Source organism: Dyella choica (assembly GCF_003977665.1).
Classification (GTDB): Bacteria; Pseudomonadota; Gammaproteobacteria; order Xanthomonadales; family Rhodanobacteraceae; genus Dyella_B; species Dyella_B choica.
The window spans coordinates 53,350-70,754 of record NZ_RYYV01000001.1; the positions used below are offsets into that span (position 1 = coordinate 53,350).

General features: G+C 62.4%; 14 protein-coding genes and 3 tRNA genes. 5 read left to right on the forward strand and 12 right to left on the reverse strand.

Annotated features, from left to right (window positions below; all coding sequences use genetic code 11):
• Positions 1-45: 45 nt before the first annotated feature.
• From EKH80_RS00255 to EKH80_RS00270, 4 genes are all read right to left on the reverse strand, one after another.
• Positions 46-723 carry a sigma-E factor negative regulatory protein gene (locus tag EKH80_RS00255; protein ID WP_126682734.1) on the reverse strand — a complete coding sequence of 226 codons (678 nt, stop codon included), beginning with the start codon at positions 721-723 and terminating at the stop codon, positions 46-48.
• Positions 720-1,316, reverse strand: a complete 597-nt coding sequence (gene rpoE / locus EKH80_RS00260; protein ID WP_196240311.1) for an RNA polymerase sigma factor RpoE — start codon at positions 1,314-1,316, stop codon at positions 720-722. The genes EKH80_RS00255 and rpoE overlap by 4 nt, the downstream gene beginning before the upstream one ends.
• Positions 1,317-1,561: 245 nt before the next feature.
• On the reverse strand, positions 1,562-4,159 hold the full coding sequence (locus EKH80_RS00265) for a putative bifunctional diguanylate cyclase/phosphodiesterase (protein WP_230473341.1): 2,598 nt from the start codon (positions 4,157-4,159) through the stop codon (positions 1,562-1,564).
• Positions 4,156-4,635, reverse strand: a complete 480-nt coding sequence (locus EKH80_RS00270; RefSeq protein ID WP_230473342.1) for a hypothetical protein — start codon at positions 4,633-4,635, stop codon at positions 4,156-4,158. Before EKH80_RS00270 ends, EKH80_RS00265 begins: the two co-directional genes overlap by 4 nt.
• Positions 4,636-4,993: 358 nt before the next feature.
• On the opposite strand from EKH80_RS00270, the gene EKH80_RS00275 reads away from it, so the two are divergent.
• Entirely contained in the window at positions 4,994-7,075 is a 2,082-nt protein-coding gene (locus tag EKH80_RS00275; RefSeq protein ID WP_126682738.1) for a 3-hydroxyacyl-CoA dehydrogenase NAD-binding domain-containing protein, read from the forward strand.
• A gap of 24 nt (positions 7,076-7,099) precedes the next feature.
• Here EKH80_RS00275 and EKH80_RS00280 read toward each other — a convergent pair whose 3' ends face one another.
• The 5 genes from EKH80_RS00280 to EKH80_RS00300 all read right to left on the reverse strand — a co-directional run bounded on the left by EKH80_RS00280 (position 7,100) and on the right by EKH80_RS00300 (position 12,124).
• A complete protein-coding gene (locus EKH80_RS00280) occupies positions 7,100-7,657 on the reverse strand; it encodes a DUF2058 domain-containing protein (protein ID WP_126682739.1) in 558 nt (185 codons plus the stop codon).
• A gap of 33 nt (positions 7,658-7,690) precedes the next feature.
• Entirely contained in the window at positions 7,691-7,903 is a 213-nt protein-coding gene (locus EKH80_RS00285; RefSeq protein ID WP_126682740.1) for a SlyX family protein, read from the reverse strand.
• Positions 7,900-9,249, reverse strand: coding sequence for a UDP-glucose dehydrogenase family protein (locus tag EKH80_RS00290; protein ID WP_126682741.1), 1,350 nt, complete (start codon positions 9,247-9,249; stop codon positions 7,900-7,902). Before EKH80_RS00290 ends, EKH80_RS00285 begins: the two co-directional genes overlap by 4 nt.
• A 154-nt stretch (positions 9,250-9,403) precedes the next feature.
• Positions 9,404-10,189, reverse strand: a complete 786-nt coding sequence (locus EKH80_RS00295; protein WP_126682742.1) for an FKBP-type peptidyl-prolyl cis-trans isomerase — start codon at positions 10,187-10,189, stop codon at positions 9,404-9,406.
• A 168-nt stretch (positions 10,190-10,357) separates the two neighbouring features.
• Positions 10,358-12,124 (reverse strand): cation:proton antiporter, encoded by a 1,767-nt coding sequence (locus EKH80_RS00300; protein ID WP_126682743.1) that lies wholly within the window; start codon positions 12,122-12,124, stop codon positions 10,358-10,360.
• Between the two features lie 178 nt (positions 12,125-12,302).
• On the opposite strand from EKH80_RS00300, the gene EKH80_RS00305 reads away from it, so the two are divergent.
• From EKH80_RS00305 to EKH80_RS00315, 3 genes are all read left to right on the forward strand, one after another.
• Positions 12,303-12,378 (forward strand) — tRNA-Ala (locus EKH80_RS00305).
• Between the two features lie 8 nt (positions 12,379-12,386).
• Positions 12,387-12,462, forward strand: a tRNA-Glu gene (locus tag EKH80_RS00310).
• A 76-nt stretch (positions 12,463-12,538) separates the two neighbouring features.
• Positions 12,539-12,615, forward strand: a tRNA-Asp gene (locus EKH80_RS00315).
• 173 nt (positions 12,616-12,788) lie between these two features.
• Here EKH80_RS00315 and EKH80_RS00320 read toward each other — a convergent pair.
• The 3 genes from EKH80_RS00320 to ppsR form a co-directional block, all read right to left on the reverse strand.
• Positions 12,789-13,298: a YfaZ family outer membrane protein gene (locus EKH80_RS00320; protein ID WP_158628703.1), complete on the reverse strand. Its 510-nt coding sequence runs from the start codon at positions 13,296-13,298 to the stop codon at positions 12,789-12,791.
• Positions 13,299-13,474: 176 nt separating this feature from the next.
• Positions 13,475-13,948 (reverse strand): DUF1249 domain-containing protein, encoded by a 474-nt coding sequence (locus EKH80_RS00325; RefSeq protein ID WP_126682745.1) that lies wholly within the window; start codon positions 13,946-13,948, stop codon positions 13,475-13,477.
• Between the two features lie 17 nt (positions 13,949-13,965).
• Entirely contained in the window at positions 13,966-14,781 is an 816-nt protein-coding gene (gene ppsR, locus EKH80_RS00330; RefSeq protein ID WP_126683181.1) for a posphoenolpyruvate synthetase regulatory kinase/phosphorylase PpsR, read from the reverse strand.
• A 226-nt stretch (positions 14,782-15,007) separates the two neighbouring features.
• Here ppsR and ppsA point away from each other — a divergent pair, with 226 nt between their 5' ends.
• A complete protein-coding gene (gene ppsA / locus EKH80_RS00335; protein ID WP_126682746.1) occupies positions 15,008-17,383 on the forward strand; it encodes a phosphoenolpyruvate synthase in 2,376 nt (791 codons plus the stop codon).
• Positions 17,384-17,405 lie beyond the last annotated feature (22 nt).

The following is a 17,405-nucleotide window of genomic DNA, read 5'->3' on the forward strand; positions in this document are numbered from 1 at the left end:
GCAGAAAGCGGTAAGCCCATGCTCACCGCTTTCGAGGCATATTGCCTAGTGGGTGCCTTGAGCAGCGGCTGGCCGCGCCTGCGGGGTGTCGATCAGCATCAGATAGCTGCCGTCCTGGCTGTCCAGCGCCCCGTAGCCCTGCATGGAATAATTCTGGGTGCGGTAGCGCTGAAACAGCGGATTGTCCATCGGATCACCCAGGGTCACCGAAGCACGCTGGCTCAATGCCGAGGCCGAATAGGGGCTCAAGGAAGGCGGCACGGCCGCCAGCAGATCATTGCCTGAATGCCTTGTAACAGCCGTGGCCGTGGTCGCGGCAAGTGACGCGCCGGCGCGAACGCCACGGGCGGCGGTTGCGCCGCTGGCGGCAAGCCGGGCCGGCGGACGTTCGGAATCGGGCGCCGTCGGCCGCGACACCATCAGCGCCGCTACCGCAACGCTGGCGGCGATCGCGCCGCCCATGGACAGCCGCAGCCAGTCACGCCTGGGCGACTTGGCAACGGAATGTTCGCCCTCAATGGCCGCCATCACCCGTGACGCGAAGCCGTCGCTGGCCATGGCCGGCAATTGCCTGCGCAATCCCTCGCCGACAACGTGATAGCGCGCCCATACCTGCACCAGCGAACCATCGTGATCGAGCCTGCGCAACAAAAAGCGCAACTCTTCCCTGGACAACTCACCGTCCATGGCTGCGGAGAGATTTTCCATGTTGGCTTCAGTCATGACATCCGATCCTCGCGGTCTGAGAGCAATGGCCGCAACTTTTCATCGATCGCCTCGCGTGCCCGGAAGATGCGCGAACGCACCGTTCCAATCGGGCAGCCCATGGCTTCGGCAATCTCTTCGTAGCTGAGGCCTTCCACTTCACGCAGGGTGATGGCTGTCCGCAGCTCCTCGGGCAAGGCTTGGACAGTGGCAAACACCGTTTGTTCAATTTCCTGGCGCATCAATTCACGCTCGGGGGTGGCCCCCTCCTGCATGCGATCGGCGCCCGACACGAACACAGCATCCTCGATGGCGATATCGTCCGCCGGCGGCCGGCGGCCCATCGCCACCAGGTGGTTCTTGGCCGTGTTCACGGCAATCTTGTACATCCAAGTATAGAAAGCACTCTCGCCGCGGAACGAGCCGATGGCACGCCAGGCGCGGACGAAAGCCTCCTGCGCCACGTCCTCGCATTCGGCGGCGTTGTGGACATAGCGGGAAATGAGCCCGATGACTTTGTTCTGATATTTGCGCACCAGCAGGTCGAAAGCGCGCCTGTCCCCATTTTGGACACGCTCTACCAGCACGCTGTCGAGTTCGTTATCGCCCATCCGGGCCATCTCCTTCGTCACTGAACCATACCGGGATGTTCCATCGGATGGGCGAGCTGCTCTGACCCGTTTTGCGCCGGCAAGTTCAGCGCGCGAAGGTTCAACCCAGCCCATTCTAAGATAGGGACGCTACGTCGAGGCTCAAGGAGCGGCGAGATTTCAATAAGGATGCCCTGTGCCACGCGACACACTCTGCGGGCCTTCTGGACGCCATGCCGGGTTGCGTGGAACAGATCGGGGCATCCTTAAGCCTGGACAACCGAAAGGCTCTGTCCGGACAACAAGCGCTCGCGCTCGCCCAACAGGCGCTCAAAGCCGGTATGAGGTAGCGGCCGGCAGAACAGGTAGCCCTGCAGCTCATCGCAATGGTTGGCGCGCAGGAACTGCAGGTGCTGCTCGATTTCAACGCCTTCGGCCACCACCCCGCGCTTGAGGCGATGCGCCATTTCGATGGTGGCGCGCACGATCGCTTCGTCATCCGGGTCGACCCCGATGTTGCGCACGAAGCTCTGGTCGATCTTGATGCGGTCCGCAGGGAGCTTGCGCAGATAGTCGAGCGAGGCGGCGCCGGTGCCGAAGTCGTCGATGGCGATATGGCAGCCGAGCTTGTGCAGCTTCTGCATGTTTTCCATCAGGTTGGGCGCGGCCTTGATGCTGATGCTCTCGGTGACTTCCAGTTCGAGCAGCCCAGGGTCCAGACCACTCTCCCCCAGGACCGTCTCCACCACCTCGGGGAGGTCCGGCTGCATCAGCTGCACTGCAGATAGGTTCACGCCCAGCCGCAAGCGCAGGCCGAAGCGGTCCTCCCATTCCTTGGCCTGTTTGCAGGCGGTGCGCAGCACCCATTCCCCGATCGAGACGATCAGTCCTGTTTCTTCCGCCAACGGAATAAAGAAACCGGGGCCGATGTGGCCCAATTCGGGATGCTCCCAGCGCAGCAACGCTTCCATGCCGACGATGTCCTCGGTTTCCGCGCTGATCTGCGGCTGATAGAACACCCGCAATTCGCCGTTGCCCTCGGCATGGCGCAAGCGCGCCTTCAAGGCAGCATTCTGCTGCTCCTGCGCGGGGCTTACGTCGTAGACACGGTAATTGTTGCGTCCCAGGCTCTTGGCGGCATACATCGCCTCATCGGCATGCTTGAGCAAGGTCTCGGCATCGAGCGCGTCTTCCGGAAAGAAGCTGATGCCGATGGATGCGGTGACCTGCAGCTCAGGACCGTCTTCCAGATGCAACGGCGCTTCCATCAACTGCACGATCTTTTCCGCCACACGCAGCACGTCGTCGGTCTTGACGATGTGCCGCAGCACAATGATGAACTCGTCACCGGCGTAACGCGCCACCGTATCGGACGCGCGCACACTGCTGCGCAACCGCTGCGTCACCGCGACGAGCACCTGGTCGCCTACCGCATGACCGAGCGTATCGTTGATGAACTTGAAGCGGTCCAGGTCCACGAACAGTACGGCGAAGGTTTCGCCGGTGCGGTTCGCCTCGCGAATGATGGTGTCGAGACGGTCGTTGAACAGCAGGCGATTGGGCAGGCCGGTGAGCGCATCCAGCAAGCCTTCTGCCCGGCCTTGCTCGCGTGTGCGCCGCAATTCGAGCATGTGCGCGAAATGGGCGGCGGAGCAATGCAGCACCGGCTCCACGATGCCCGGTTCGCTGAAAGGATGGCGGCTGCCCGCAAGCAAGGCGCCCAGCACACTGCGCCGTTCATCGAGCAAGGGCAAGCCAACGAAACCGCGCAAGCCCAGCAGATTGATCAGCGGGTCGACCTCGGCCAACCGCTTCGCATCATGCGGATGAATCAGCGTGCGACCGGCGAGCACCAAGCGCAGAGAGCTCTGCAATTGCGGCCCCGGCCAGATCTGCTCCTCGCCACGCCAGCGCTGCACGATCTGCACCGGAACGCTGCTTTCTTCCGGACGCGCCGACCACACGGCGAGATAGTCCAGATCCATCTCGTCCAGCAGCAGCCGCGCGGTTTCCGGCAGACTCGCATCGTCGTGATTGCCCGAGAACAGGCGTGCCAGCACGCCCAGGGCGACGGCCGGACGTACGCTTGCGCTGGCGCTGCGAAACGCCAGTGCGACCATCTCGCGTCCGTTGTGCCGTACGCGCCGCACGCTGGCTTCGCCAACATCGTGACCACGAACCGATTTGCGCCGGCACGCCAGCCAGTGCCGGTCCGCATCGAGCAGCGCCTTCTCCAGACTCACCGTTTCGAAGATCAGCAATTCCGGCAGCGACGTGCCGGTCAGCAAGCTATTGGCCAGGCCGCTATGCCGGATATAGGCGGGATTGGCCTCCACCACGCGCTCGGCGGCAGGATCGACAATCAGCCAGTCGCCTTCGCCATCTTCGAAGATGAAGCGGTAATCGTTGGTGGTGGTGGGCAATGCAAAGGAAGGTGCCGGAAGCGGATTCCCAGCCTGCTCCGCAACCTGCTTCAGCTTCCCGCCGCTCAATTGCTGCCAGCGCGCTATCAGCTCGCTGCCGATTTGCGATGCGTAAAGCCAGCCGTCGACCATGGGCGGCAACTGGGTAGGCTTGACGGTCGCGTCGTCGATCAGCACGGCGATGATCGGCGCGTCCAGGCAGGACGGCAACAGGCGCAATTGTTCGCAGACCGTGACGCCGGCACGTCCATCGCCGTCGAATACCACCACGATCAACGCCAGCGGTTCACGCCCTTCCAGCAAGATCGCCGCATGCGTCATGTCGCGCGCGGAATGAATGGTCGGATGCCCCTCGTGATCGAGCGCGTCGAACAGCTCGCGACGCAGCTCGCGCTGGGAGGCCACCAGCAAGATGCCGGATTGAAAAGCAGCCGCACTCACAACAGCCATCGTCCGTCGCGCAACCTTGGGCGCTGGATCATGTCCGCCGCGCTGCCCAGGCGCACCGCAATGTCGTCGATGCTGGAGACCAGGCTCTGCGGCGCATCGAGCAACACTACCCGACGCACGTGCCCCGCAGGTGCACGGGCCAGCTGCCGCAACAAGCTGCTGTCCGTCGCCGCCAGCGGCAGAGGAAACGGCGACAGCAGATACACGCCGAAATGAATGCTTTGCTGGATATACCGCAAGGCATTGCCCAGGCGTTGCGACCCGGGAATCACCGCATGGGCCTCGCGCAGGTTTTCCATGCCGGTTTCAGGCCGCCACAGATAGACCGACTGTCCGTTGAGGCGCGCCAGGGCACGAAATTGCTCGATCAAAGCCTTGCTCTCGACGTGCTCCAGCACGACCAGCCCTCCCGGGGCAGTCAGGATGCGCTCGTAGATGTCGCTGCCGGCAAGCGGCGCGGGGGCCATCAGGGAAGTCATACCGCCCAAAGGGAAGTCGTCGCATCTGGTAAGTTACGCAGTCGTACGCGAAGCGCAATAGCCGGAACGTCGATGCGTGATCCACGAGGCATACCCCAGGGATACACAATACCTTTCCCTTGGGATGCCCTGGTCTATTCCCGTACCCGTCAGCGCACGCTCGGGGCCGTGCCCCGCGGCTTGAACAGACGGCCAGTCTGCCCTGTGCCGCGCGACACACCCTGCGGGCCTTCTGGACGTCGTGCCGGGTGCGTGGAATAGATCAGGGCGTCCCTATTGGTACGTCTCGCAATCATCGTTGCGGGACGGTATGGTGAAGGCCTCCCGGCCATCCCCCTATGCCCCCATGTTCGAAGGATTGCGCTTCAATCACTGGAAAACGAGCCTGGATGACAGCGGCATCGTTACCCTCACCCTGGATCGCGCCCATAGCGGGGTCAACGCCATTTCCCGCGAAGTACTCGATGAGCTGGGGCAGATCGTGGAGCGGTTGGCGATCGAAAAGCCAGCCGGGGTCATCATCCATTCGGCCAAGGCCAACGGGTTCGCCGTCGGCGCCGACATCAAGGAATTCGTCGAATACGCCAGGCAGGGCACGGTGCTGGAGAACATCGAGAGCGGCCAGCGGGTGTTTGAAGCGCTGGCGCGCCTGCCCTGCCCCACCGTGGCCGCGGTACATGGCGCCTGCATGGGCGGCGGCACCGAGCTGATCCTGGCCTGCCGCCAGCGCATTGCCACGGACGACGAGAAAACCCGCATCGGGCTGCCGGAAGTGATGCTGGGGATCCATCCCGGCTGGGGTGGCTCGGCCCGACTGCCGCGCCTGATCGGTGCGGCGGAAGCGCTGCCCGTTATGCTGACTGGCAAGGCCTTGTCCGCCCGCAAAGCCAAGAGTCTGGGTGTGGTCGACCGAGTGGCCCGCGCTGATGAGCTGATGGCTGAAGCGCGCGCGCTCTTGCGTCACCCCCAAACTCGCCCGTTCGCACAGCGTGCGACGGCATGGATCAGCAACACCTGGTTAGCGCGCCAGATCCTCGCGCCCATGGTGGTCAAGCAGACTGCGGCCAAGGTACGCAAGGAGCACTACCCTGCCCCCTTCGCGCTGATCGATGTGTGGAAGCGCGGCGGCAGCGACATTCAGCAACGCCTGAAACTCGAAGCACGCTCGGTCGCCAGGCTGGCGGAGACCTCCACCGCACGCAACCTGATCCGCATCTTCTTTTTGCAGGAACGCCTGAAGGGCCAGGGCAGCGGCGTCGACGCGGACATCCATCACGTACACGTGGTCGGTGCCGGCGTCATGGGCGGCGATATCGCGGCATGGGCGGCGTTCAAGGGTTTCGACGTCACGCTGCAGGATCGCGAGATCAAGTTCATCCAGCCCGCACTGGACCGTGCTCGTGAGCTGTACGAGAAAAAACTGAAAACGCCGGAAAAAGTGGCAGAAGCGTGCAAACGCCTACGCGCGGATGTCGAAGGCGCCGGCGTTGCGCAGGCCGATCTTGCCATCGAAGCGATTTTCGAAAACCCTGCGGCCAAGGAAGCGCTTTACGCGACTATCGAGCCGCAACTGAGCCTCAGCAATGGCATCCTGGCCACCAATACCTCATCCATTCCGCTGGACGAACTGCGCAAGCCTCTGCAAGCGCCGCAGCGTTTCCTGGGCCTGCATTTCTTCAACCCGGTAGCGCAGATGCCGCTGGTGGAAGTGGTACGTCACGATCGACTCGACCCGGCCATCGAAAAACGGGTGATGGCATTCTGCAAAGCGATCGGCAAATTGCCCGTGGCGGTCAAGGGCACGCCAGGCTTCCTGGTGAACCGCATCCTGATGCCCTACCTGCTGGAGGCTCTGCGCCTGTACAACGAAGGCGTGCCCGGACCGGTACTCGACCGGGAAGCCAAGGCCTTCGGCATGCCGATGGGCCCGATCGAACTGGCCGACGTCGTGGGCCTGGACGTATGCGCTTCAGTCGGCAAGGAACTGGCACCCTTCCTGGGCCTGGAGCTTCCGCCGGGCCTGGAGGAAAAACTCGAAGCCGGCAAACGCGGCAAAAAGGATGGCCAGGGCCTGTACACCTGGCAGGACGGCAAGCCCCAGAAACCCCAGGTGGACCCGGACTACACGCCACCGCCGGATGTGAGCGACCGCATGATACTCGCGATGGTGAATGAAGCGGTCGCCTGCCTGGGTGACAGCGTGGTGGATGATGCCGACCTGCTCGACGCCGGCGTGATCTTCGGCACCGGCTTTGCGCCGTTCCGTGGCGGCCCCATCCAGTTCGTACGCAACGAGGGCGCCGAGAAAATGCGCCAGAAACTCGAAACGCTGGCGAAGCGCCATGGCGAGCGTTTCACGCCGAAGCATGGCTGGGACCATCCAGCGTTGAAGCTGCAGGAGGAATCTGACGTGGCGGTTGCCGGTTGATCGGGTCGCTTTGGAGCACCCCACCTACCACATCAAATCATCCGGAATACCGTCCTCGTCCACCCCCGCGGCGGCCGGGCTCACCAGCAAGGCCAGCAGGTGCGGATCGATCTCCCGCACCTGCTCCGCCAACGCCTGCGTCACCAGCAGATAACGCCCCGCGTTCTGCACGATGCCCAACTTGCCGGCGTTGAGGTCGGCAAGCTGGTTGGCATCTACATACACCCGGCGAATCTTTCCGCCGTATTCGAAATGCCGCACCTGATCGGCATCCGCTTTGTTCAGTACCTGGCCTTCAAGTAGCTGCTGTACTTTTGCCTTGCGCTCGCGCTTCAGGCGCGCCTGCTCGGCCGCCTCCTGTTCGATGCGCTTGCGCTCTTGCGCCTCGGTCTGCGCACGAATGGCGTAGGCCTTGGCCAGATCCATCTCGCTGTCGCTGCGCGCAGGCTTCGACTTGTGTGTCGGCTTGCCCTTGGCGAACGGCGCCTTCGGTTTGGGCGCCGGTTGTTGCTGGCGCTTTTCGTCCTTGAGCTGCTTGACGATGCCGCTCTTCAGGAGCTGATCTCGCAATGAATCGACCATGATCGAAAATCCAGTGTTACGTGTTGCGTTCAATCAATAATGGGGAGGTGGCGGCTCGCTGTGCGGATCGGGTCCCTGCCCGAGGCGCACCGTTTCCAGCTCGCTACGCAGATCGCGTATCAGGCGTTCCAGCTTCGCGATACGCACGGACTGTTCTGCATCGGCGGCCACCAGAGCCTGGACGGCATCATCGATAAAAGTGAGCCGGACTTCCAGCTCTGTAAGACGCTGTTCGGTATGGCTCATGGCACTTCCGGCCGTACCACGCTCCGGCCGCGGCCGATGCCGTAGTACGCCAGACCGGCCTCCTCCACCACTTGAGGCTCGTACATGTTACGCCCGTCAAAAATGACCGGCTCCTTCAGCATGGCGCGGATGCGGGCGAAATCGGGGCTCCGGAAAGCCTTCCACTCAGTGATGATCGCCAACGCATCGGCGCCGTCCAGAGTCTGATAGGCGCTGTCGCAAAGCACCAGGTCACTACGTTCACCATACAGACGCCGGGTTTCCTCGCGCGCCTCCGGATCGAACGCTCGTACCTTGGCGCCAGCCTCCCACAGCACCTCCATCAAGCGGCGACTGGATGCTTCGCGCATATCATCCGTGTTGGGCTTGAACGCCAGCCCCCACAGGGCGATCGTTCGCCCGCGCACGCTGCCGTCGAAATGACGCTGGATGAATTCGAACAGCTTCATCTTCTGGTCGCCATTGACCGCTTCTACTGCCCCGAGCAAACGCGCGTTGTAGCCTACGTCACGCGCGGTGCGTTCCAGCGCCTGGACGTCCTTGGGAAAGCACGACCCTCCGTAGCCCATGCCCGGGTAGATGAAGTGATAGCCGATGCGTGGATCCGAGCCGATGCCCTGGCGCACCCATTCGACATCGGCGCCGACGCGTTCGGCAATGTTGGCGATCTCGTTCATGAAGCTGATCTTGGTGGCCAGCATGGCGTTGGCCGCGTACTTGGTGAGCTCGGCCGAGCGCACATCCATGACCACGGTGCGATCGTGGCTGCGATTGAAGGGTGCATACAACTTGCGCAGCAAACCGATGGCGCGTTCGCTGGAACTGCCGATCACGATGCGATCGGGACGCAGGCAGTCTTCGACTGCGTCGCCTTCCTTCAGGAATTCGGGATTGGAAGCCACGTCGAAATCGATCGCCGCGCCGCGCGCGGCAAGCTCCGCGGCTACCGCCACGCGCACGCGATCGGCGGTACCTACCGGTACCGTGGACTTGTTGACGATTACCGCATACCGATCCAGGTGCCGGCCGATGGAGCGGGCCACGCTCAATACGTATTGCAGATCCGCGCTACCGTCTTCGTCCGGCGGCGTGCCCACGGCGATGAAAATGATTTGCGCATGCGCCACGGCCGCGGCCGCATCGGTCGTGAATTCAAGCTGTCCGTTGGCGTGGTTGCGCCGCACGATCGGCTCGAGGCCCGGCTCGAAGATCGGTATCTCGCCGCGGCCGAGGCGAGCCACCTTGCTTTCATCGATGTCGACGCAGACGACATGGTTACCCATTTCGGCCAGGCAGGCTCCGGTAACCAGACCCACATAGCCAGTACCAAAAATGGTGACTTTCATCGTATCGGATCAACACCTTGTAGAGGGGCGTGAATTCTAACAGCGTCAAAAGAAACGCCTATGTCAAGGACACCGGCGCTTGTGCCCATCAAACGCAAACGGGGCGCGATCGTTCGCGCCCCGTTCATCCAGGCATTACGTTGCCGAGGGGCGATTACTTGCCGCTGGGCTCTTCGCCACCGCCCTGAGCTTGTGCGCCAGCCGGCGTGGGGCCGGTGCTCACCAGGGTCACGTCGAAGATCAGTGTGGCATTCGGCGGGAACGGACGGTTCGGCTCCGCGCCATAGGCCAGGTTCGGCGGGATGAAGAGCTTGTAGTGACCGCCTACCTGCATCAGCTGCAAGCCTTCGCGGAAGCCCGGGATTACGTGGGCGAGCGGAATCGCGGTCGGCCCCGGCGGGTTGTTCTTGTCGGAGCTGTCGAACACTTCGCCGTTTACCAGGGTGCCCTTGTAGTTCACCTTGACCGTGTCGTTCGGACCCGGACGGGCGCCAGTGCCCTGGCTGATGACCTGGTACTGCAGGCCCGAAGCGGTGGCCTTCACGCCCGCGGCGCTCTTGTTCTTGGCCAGGAAGGCATCACCTTCGGCCTTGTTTTTCGCCGACATGGCGTCGAATTCCGCCTGGCCCTTGGCCTTGGCTTCCTCGACGAAGGCCTTCCACACCGGGGCAGCCTGCTCATCGGTCATGCTCGGACGCTGGCCGCTCAATGCAGCGGTCACGGCGCGACCCACAGCCGCCGGGTCCACCAGTTCGCGCATCGGCCCAGGAACCTGCCCAGCGATCTGATAGCCGAGAATTTCACTGGCCTTGGTCTTGTCGACGGCACCGGTGGCTGCGGTGCTGGTCGTCTTGGACGTCTGGGCCTGCGCGCCAGCGGTGATGCCCAGCGCAACGGCCAGCGCGGCCGCAGTCAGCGTGGGTCGCAGAAAATGCTTCATTCGGAACTCCCTAAGTCTTTGGATTTGCCGGCGTGCCCCGCCGGACCTCCCCCCAAATGGAGGCTGGCCACGCATTGTGCGGTGTCCAGTCCGGTCTTGGCAACGACGATTCGTAGTTGACCACCCGTCCGTTGAAAAGTTCAGGCTGGCGTGTGCGCAACGCCTCGTTCAGCTCGATTCGTTAGGAGAAGATGAAGGCTTTTCCAGCGTTTCGCGTAGTGCCGCCTGCAGTCTTGCGTGCATCTTCACCAGGCCTCGCCAAAGAATGATGGCGAGAAATACGCACACGGCAACCAGCGAAAGCGCCACGCCGCGGGGCGGCAAAATGGTCGAACCCAATACACCGACCAGGATGGCCAGAACCAACAGCGTCGCCAGCGGAATCAGTTTCGCAAGAACCTGCCGAATCGCCTGGGTGTACGAGCCAGCGAACCGCTCCCGTATGCCCAGTTCCGCCAGCAGCATGCCGAGGGCTTCGGCTTTGCGATACACCGCAATCAACAAGGGCAGCGACAGAAACAGCGCGCAGGCCCAGATCACCGAGTGGCGCGTGTCGCGATCAAGCCCCAAGCGCTCGAACCAGACGGCGTTGTGCGCGTTGAAGTAGGCACCGATCACGAACAGCGTAACGACCAGCGAAATGTTCACCGCGATATGCCAAAGCAACCGGCGAAACATCTGCGCCAGCACTACGTTCTCGTCGACGGGACGCAGATTTTCCAGCCAGCCGCTGTAGCTGGTGATCACCAGCCGTAACGGCCGCGGCACTATGTGCCGGCCCGCCCGAACCAGCAATTCGGTGGAACGCAGCAAGTAGGGTGAAGCCACCATGCAGATCAGCGCGGCCGCCACCGCGGTCGGATAAATGAAATCGTCCACCGCATGCAACGTAAGTCCAAGCGCTGCGATCACGAACGAGAACTCACCGATCTGCGCCATGCAAAGCCCGGCACGCAACGACGTGCGCAAATCATGGCCGATGAAGAACATGCCCGCGCTGCAGACCACGCTTTTGCCCAGCATCACCGTCAAGGCGATCAACACGGCGGGCAGCGCATAGTGCGCGAGTTGGAATGGGTCGATCTTCAAGCCGATCGCCACGAAAAACAGCGCGGCAAACATGTCGCGCAGCGGCTCGACCAGATGCACGACGCGTGAAGCGCTGTGCGCTTCGGCCACCACCGCACCGGCCAGGAACGCGCCAAGCGCCACGCTGAAACCCAGCCATGCCGCCAGCAAGCTGGTGCCGAAACAAATGCCCAGCACGCTGACCAATAGAGTTTCGTCGCGATCGAAGCGCGCGACGTAATCCACCAGCCGCGGCAATAACAACAGCCCCACGATCATGCCGGCCAGCACGAACAACCCCAGGTGCCCTACCAGAGCGAAGGCGGTTCCCGTCTCCACCGTGCCACTGATGGCGATTGCAGTCAGCAAGGTGAGCAACACGATGGTAAGCATGTCTTCGGCCACCAGCATGCCGATCACCAGTCGCGCAAACGGCCATTGGCGAAAGCCGCTTTCTTCCAGTGCGCGCATCGCTACCATGGTGGAGGACAAGGCCACGATGGCGCCCAGAAACAACGCGTTGCGCCCGCCCCAACCGAACAGCAGGCCGATCTGATAACCCAGCCACAACATGAAGCCTACTTCGATCACGGTGACCAGCAACACAGTGCCGCCGACCTGGCGCAGCTTGCGCACGCTGAACTCCAGTCCCAGCGTGAACATCAGCAGCACGACGCCAAGATTGGAAATATCGGCGATGGCGCGCGGATCGGCGACCAGCACCCCCGGTGTATGCGGACCGATCACCACACCCGCGAGGATGTAGCCGGGAAGCACGGGTATCCGCAAGCGCTGGAACAATACGGTCGTGGCACCGGCCACCAGCATCACCAGTGCGAGATCGCGAAGGAAGCCGATATCGTGCATGCCGTACTCACGAAGGTACCCGGTTCACAGCTTAACCCGATGCAACGACCCCGCCGCTAGCCTGGGAGGCTCGTCCCTGCCCGTGAGTTTGTGTGCGATGTTCACTCGCCATGAACTTTTTCTAAAAAAAGCTTGACGGAATTACGAACCCACCCTATTCTTTTTTGCTTCCAGCGGCGGGGCCATAGCTCAGCTGGGAGAGCGCTTGCATGGCATGCAAGAGGTCGCCGGTTCGATCCCGGCTGGCTCCACCAACATACACGTCCCCATCGTCTAGAGGCCTAGGACATCACCCTTTCACGGTGGCGACCGGGGTTCGAATCCCCGTGGGGACGCCATTTCACCTGATCAGCAGGCGGAGTGGAAAAGGACTTGGTAAGTTGGCCGCTGCTGGTAGGTAAGGTTGTACAAAGTGGAGCGGTAGTTCAGTCGGTTAGAATGCTGGCCTGTCACGCCGGAGGTCGCGGGTTCGAGTCCCGTCCGCTCCGCCACCTTTCCAAAGAGCCCGCGTCCAGCGGGTTTTTTGTTGCCTGCGAAAAGCGAATGCGCGACGACGGTGATCGACCGGGCGATCGAGCCGCACGTCGCCGCTACAGCGTAGGCTGGCACGCCCCCCCTGTCTCGCCGACTCTACGCAGGACGCGACTGGAAGCGTGCACTCAAGCTACAACCCAAGCTCTACGCTGAAGGCAGGCCCGCGATACAAATCATGCTCGCCCCCACCTTCGAAACGGCTGCGTAGAATGCGATAACCGGCCGAGACATACAGGCTGCGGACAACGTGCAACTTCGCTTGCGCACCATAATCGACGCTGCGGCGAAGGTTGCCAGTGGTCGACTTGCCGGGCGTGTAGAAACCAAAAACCCCCAGCTGGAGCCTGGGCAATACTCCCAGGAAAAGTGAACCACCGAAGCCCAGGCCGCCGCCGCGTCCATATCGGCTGTCCTGGTACTGATAACGAACGCCTACTTGGGGGTGGAAGATCGGTAGCGCGGGGGAAAGCAGTAGATCGCCCGAGTAGACATCGGCATTGCCGTCACCTCGCCCGGTATGCAGATAGCCGAGGTCGGCGCGCAGCAACCCCGGAATCACCCGCCCGCCCAAGCTCCCAGCGACCGAGCCATCGCCGCCGCTGAGCGACAAGTCGACCGCAAAAGCGGTGGATGACATCATGCCTAACAAACCAACCAGCATGGCTGCGAATTTCTGTCCTCGCGTCCTTTCGCCTTGCATCGATCTCCACAACCTCGTCTAGCTCCAAAAACAGAAGAACCAGAATACGCACACGGAAGGACCCGGCCAACCCAGTCGCAACGCCTTGCAACACTTTGGTAGCCACGATGAACGGCTCAGCCGCTTGATTTGGCCACTCGCTCCAGCGTCCCCGCCGAATGCCCCTGTTCCACCAGATATTCGAGCCAGCGGGTCAGAAAGCTGTTCATCTGCAGCCGATGCTGGAACACCGTATGCGCAGGCGGGAACGGTCCCAGCACCTGCCACAGATGGCGGCCGGGATGGCAATGCAAAGCCTCGGCGACATGGGCGTCGCTATACATGCGCAACTGCGCCGATGGTGCGCGGCGACCGGTCTGCGCATCGACAAACCCGTAGGTCAGTTCAAGCTCCAACGTATAGGGGTGGCGCTCCTGCAGCACCAGATGCACGGGCAGGCCATCGTCGACATCCGACACGTAATCGCCCAGTTCCAGCTGCTGCGGAGCGAACAGGCGCGTCAGCCGATGGTAATTCTCGGCATACAGTCCCATCAGGAACTCGAAGCGTCCTGGCAGCAGAGCGGTACGGCGGTCGAGTACGGCACTCATATGCTTGCGGTCGTCTCCTAGTACATGGTTTTTTCAATGCCGAACTGATCGAGGATTTTGCTCGCAATCTCTTCGATCGAAACGTGCGTGGTGTTTAGGTATGGAATGCCCGCCTGGCGCATCAGCCTTTCGGCCTGCTCCAGCTCCCAGCGGCATTGCTTCAAGGTGGCATACCGGCTGCCCGGGCGCCGCTCTTCGCGAATCTGCGCCAGACGCTGAGCTTCGATGGTGAGGCCGAACAGACGGTGCTTGTTGGTGCGCAGACGGGCCGGGAGCTCGAGCTTGTCCAGATCCTCTTCGGTCAGAGGGTAGTTGGCGGCGCAGACTCCATAATGCAAGGCCATGTACAAGCATGTGGGCGTTTTGCCCGAGCGCGACACGCCGACCAGGATCAGATCCGCCTGCGCGTAATCCACCGCCATGCCATCATCGTGGCTCAAGGCGTAGTTGGTGGCGTTGATGCGCGCCTCGTACTTGGCGAAATCCACCAGGCCATGTGAACGGTTCACCGCGCCCGAATGGCGGGTGCCCAGTTCGTCCTCCAAGGGGCCGATGAACGGCGCAAACACATCCAGCATCAGTGCCCCGCTGGTGGCCACGATCTCACACAGCGCGGGGTCGGCCATAGTGTTGACCACGATCGGCCGGTGCCCGCTCTGGGCATACCTGGTCTTGATGCGCAGCGCGGCATTCTCCGCTTTCTGAGGGGTGTCGATGAACGGCAGGCGGTGCTTTTCGAATTGCACCCCCTCGAATTGGGCAAGAATGCTGTTCCCGATCGTCTCGGCCGTAATACCAGTGGAATCGGAGATGAAAAAAACCGAGCGTTGCATGCGTTTTCCGTGGGCGGCCTGGATCCTTGCTTTGCACCATAACCCAAGCAAGAAGCCTTGTCGTTGCTTGACTTTTGCCTGACTGGTATGCAGGTGGCGCGCCACCAGAGCGCAATGGTCTTCTTGTGCCGCGCACCATCGACAGCGGACAATACCAGTCTTGTGCGACCGGTTTGGCCCGGCATCGCAGCCTGCTTTTTCCCTTAGAGCTCTTGAGGAGACCCCCTTGAACGATCTGGTGCTTTGGCTCGACCAACTGCGCATGACCGACCTCGGCAAAGTTGGCGGCAAGAATGCGTCGCTCGGCGAGATGATCGGCAACCTGGCCCAGCTAGGGGTATCCGTGCCCGGCGGATTCGCCACCACGGCCCAGGCTTTCCAGCAGTATCTGGAAAAGAGCGGCCTGTCCCAGCGCATCGCCGAGCGGCTGACTTCGCTGGACGTCGATGACGTGGATGCCCTGGTCGCAGGCGGCAAGGAAATTCGCGGCTGGATCGTCGACACCGCCCTGCCCGCCCACCTGGAAGGAGCGATACGCGATGCCTACGCCAAACTGTGCAAGGACGCAGGCGCTGACAACATTGCCGTGGCCGTGCGCTCCTCTGCCACGGCGGAAGACCTGCCGGACGCCTCCTTCGCCGGCCAGCAGGAAACCTTCCTCAATGTAGTCGGCATCGATGACGTGCTGCACAAGGTGAAGGAAGTCTTCGCCTCGCTGTACAACGACCGCGCGATCGCCTACCGCGTGCACCAGGGCTTCAAGCACGAGGACGTGTTCCTTTCCGCCGGCGTGCAGTTGATGGTGCGCTCGGACGTTGGTGCCTCGGGCGTACTGTTCACTCTCGATACCGAATCCGGCTTCCGCGACGTGGTGTTCGTCACCGGCAGCTATGGCCTGGGCGAAATGGTGGTGCAAGGCGCGGTGAACCCGGATGAGTTCTACGTGTTCAAGCCTACTTTGAAGGCCGGCAAACCCGCCGTGCTGCGCCGCAGCCTCGGCGCCAAGCAGCAGCGTATGGTTTATTCGGACCAGCCGGGCGAGCGCGTACGGATCGAGGAAACACCGGTTACCGATCGCAACCGTTTCTGCATCACCGACGAAGACGTGCAGGAATTGGCCAAGCAGGCACTGGTGATCGAGCAGCACTACCAGCGCCCGATGGACGTCGAGTGGGCTAAGGACGGCAACACCGGCAAGCTGTACATCGTGCAAGCGCGCCCGGAAACAGTGAAATCGCGCGCGCATGCCACGCAGCTCGAGCGCTTCCACCTTAACGAAAAAGGCAAGGTGCTGGCGGAAGGCCGCGCCATCGGCCAAAAGATCGGCAGCGGCAAGGCACGGGTGATCCGTTCGCTGGCGGACATGAACAAAGTGCAGCCCGGCGACGTGCTGGTTGCCGACATGACCGACCCGGATTGGGAGCCGGTGATGAAGCGCGCCTCCGCCATCGTGACCAATCGCGGCGGACGCACCTGTCACGCCGCGATCATCGCGCGCGAACTGGGCGTGCCCGCCGTGGTCGGCACCGGCCATGCGCTGGATACGATTCCCGACGGCCATGAGGTCACCGTTTCCTGCGCCGAAGGCGACACTGGCCTGATCTACGAAGGCCAATTGAAATTCGAGCGAGTAACCGCCGACCTCGGCGCGATGCCGGAGGCGCCGCTCAAGATCATGATGAACGTCGCCAACCCGGAGCGCGCTTTCGACTTCGGCATGCTGCCCAACGCGGGCATCGGCCTGGCACGCCTGGAGATGATCATTGCCAGCCACATCGGCGTGCATCCCAAAGCCCTGCTCGAATACAGCCGGCAGGATGCGCAAACGCAGGCAAAGATCGACGCGCGCATCGCCGGCTACAAGGGTCCGGTGAGCTTCTACGTCGACCGCCTGGCCGAAGGCGTCGCCACCATCGCCGCGTCGGTCTACCCCAAACCGGTGATCGTGCGCCTGTCGGATTTCAAGTCCAACGAATACGCGAACCTGCTCGGCGGACAGCGCTACGAGCCGCACGAAGAAAACCCGATGATCGGCTACCGCGGCGCCAGCCGTTACGTCGACGCTGGCTTTGCCGAATCGTTCGGCCTGGAATGCAAGGCCGTCAAGCACGTGCGCGAAGTGATGGGCCTCACCAACGTCTGGGTGATGATTCCCTTCGTGCGCACGCTCGACGAAGGCCGCAAGGTGGTCGAAGTACTCGCCAGGAACGGGCTCAAGCAGGGCGAGCATGACCTCAAGGTCATCATGATGTGCGAACTGCCGTCCAATGCCCTGCTCGCGGATGAATTCCTGGACATCTTCGATGGCTTCTCGATCGGCTCGAACGACCTCACCCAGCTCACGCTTGGTCTGGATCGCGATTCCAGCGTGGTCGCCCATTTGTTCGACGAACGCGACCCGGCGGTGAAAAAGCTGCTGGCCATGGCGATCAAGACCGCGCGTGCGCGCGGCAAGTACGTGGGCATCTGCGGCCAAGGCCCGTCCGACCATCCGGACCTGGCCGAATGGCTGATGGACCAGGGCATCGAATCGGTATCGCTCAATCCAGACACCGTGGTCGATACCTGGTTGCGGCTGGCGAAGAAAAAGGCGGCGGCTTAAGGAAACTCTGAATAAGTTCAGA

Excerpts from the sequence above, each read along its gene's own strand:
- EKH80_RS00255 (WP_126682734.1), bottom strand. The coding sequence starts at position 723 with ATGACTGAAGCCAACATGGAAAATCTCTCCGCAGCCATGGACGGTGAG.
- rpoE (WP_196240311.1), bottom strand. The coding sequence starts at position 1,316 with ATGGGCGATAACGAACTCGACAGCGTGCTGGTAGAGCGTGTCCAAAAT.
- EKH80_RS00270 (WP_230473342.1), bottom strand. The coding sequence starts at position 4,635 with ATGGCCCCCGCGCCGCTTGCCGGCAGCGACATCTACGAGCGCATCCTG.
- EKH80_RS00275 (WP_126682738.1), top strand. The coding sequence starts at position 4,994 with ATGTTCGAAGGATTGCGCTTCAATCACTGGAAAACGAGCCTGGATGAC.
- EKH80_RS00280 (WP_126682739.1), bottom strand. The coding sequence starts at position 7,657 with ATGGTCGATTCATTGCGAGATCAGCTCCTGAAGAGCGGCATCGTCAAG.
- EKH80_RS00285 (WP_126682740.1), bottom strand. The coding sequence starts at position 7,903 with ATGAGCCATACCGAACAGCGTCTTACAGAGCTGGAAGTCCGGCTCACT.
- EKH80_RS00290 (WP_126682741.1), bottom strand. The coding sequence starts at position 9,249 with ATGAAAGTCACCATTTTTGGTACTGGCTATGTGGGTCTGGTTACCGGA.
- EKH80_RS00295 (WP_126682742.1), bottom strand. The coding sequence starts at position 10,189 with ATGAAGCATTTTCTGCGACCCACGCTGACTGCGGCCGCGCTGGCCGTT.
- EKH80_RS00300 (WP_126682743.1), bottom strand. The coding sequence starts at position 12,124 with ATGCACGATATCGGCTTCCTTCGCGATCTCGCACTGGTGATGCTGGTG.
- EKH80_RS00320 (WP_158628703.1), bottom strand. The coding sequence starts at position 13,298 with ATGATGTCATCCACCGCTTTTGCGGTCGACTTGTCGCTCAGCGGCGGC.
- EKH80_RS00325 (WP_126682745.1), bottom strand. The coding sequence starts at position 13,948 with ATGAGTGCCGTACTCGACCGCCGTACCGCTCTGCTGCCAGGACGCTTC.
- ppsR (WP_126683181.1), bottom strand. The coding sequence starts at position 14,781 with ATGCAACGCTCGGTTTTTTTCATCTCCGATTCCACTGGTATTACGGCC.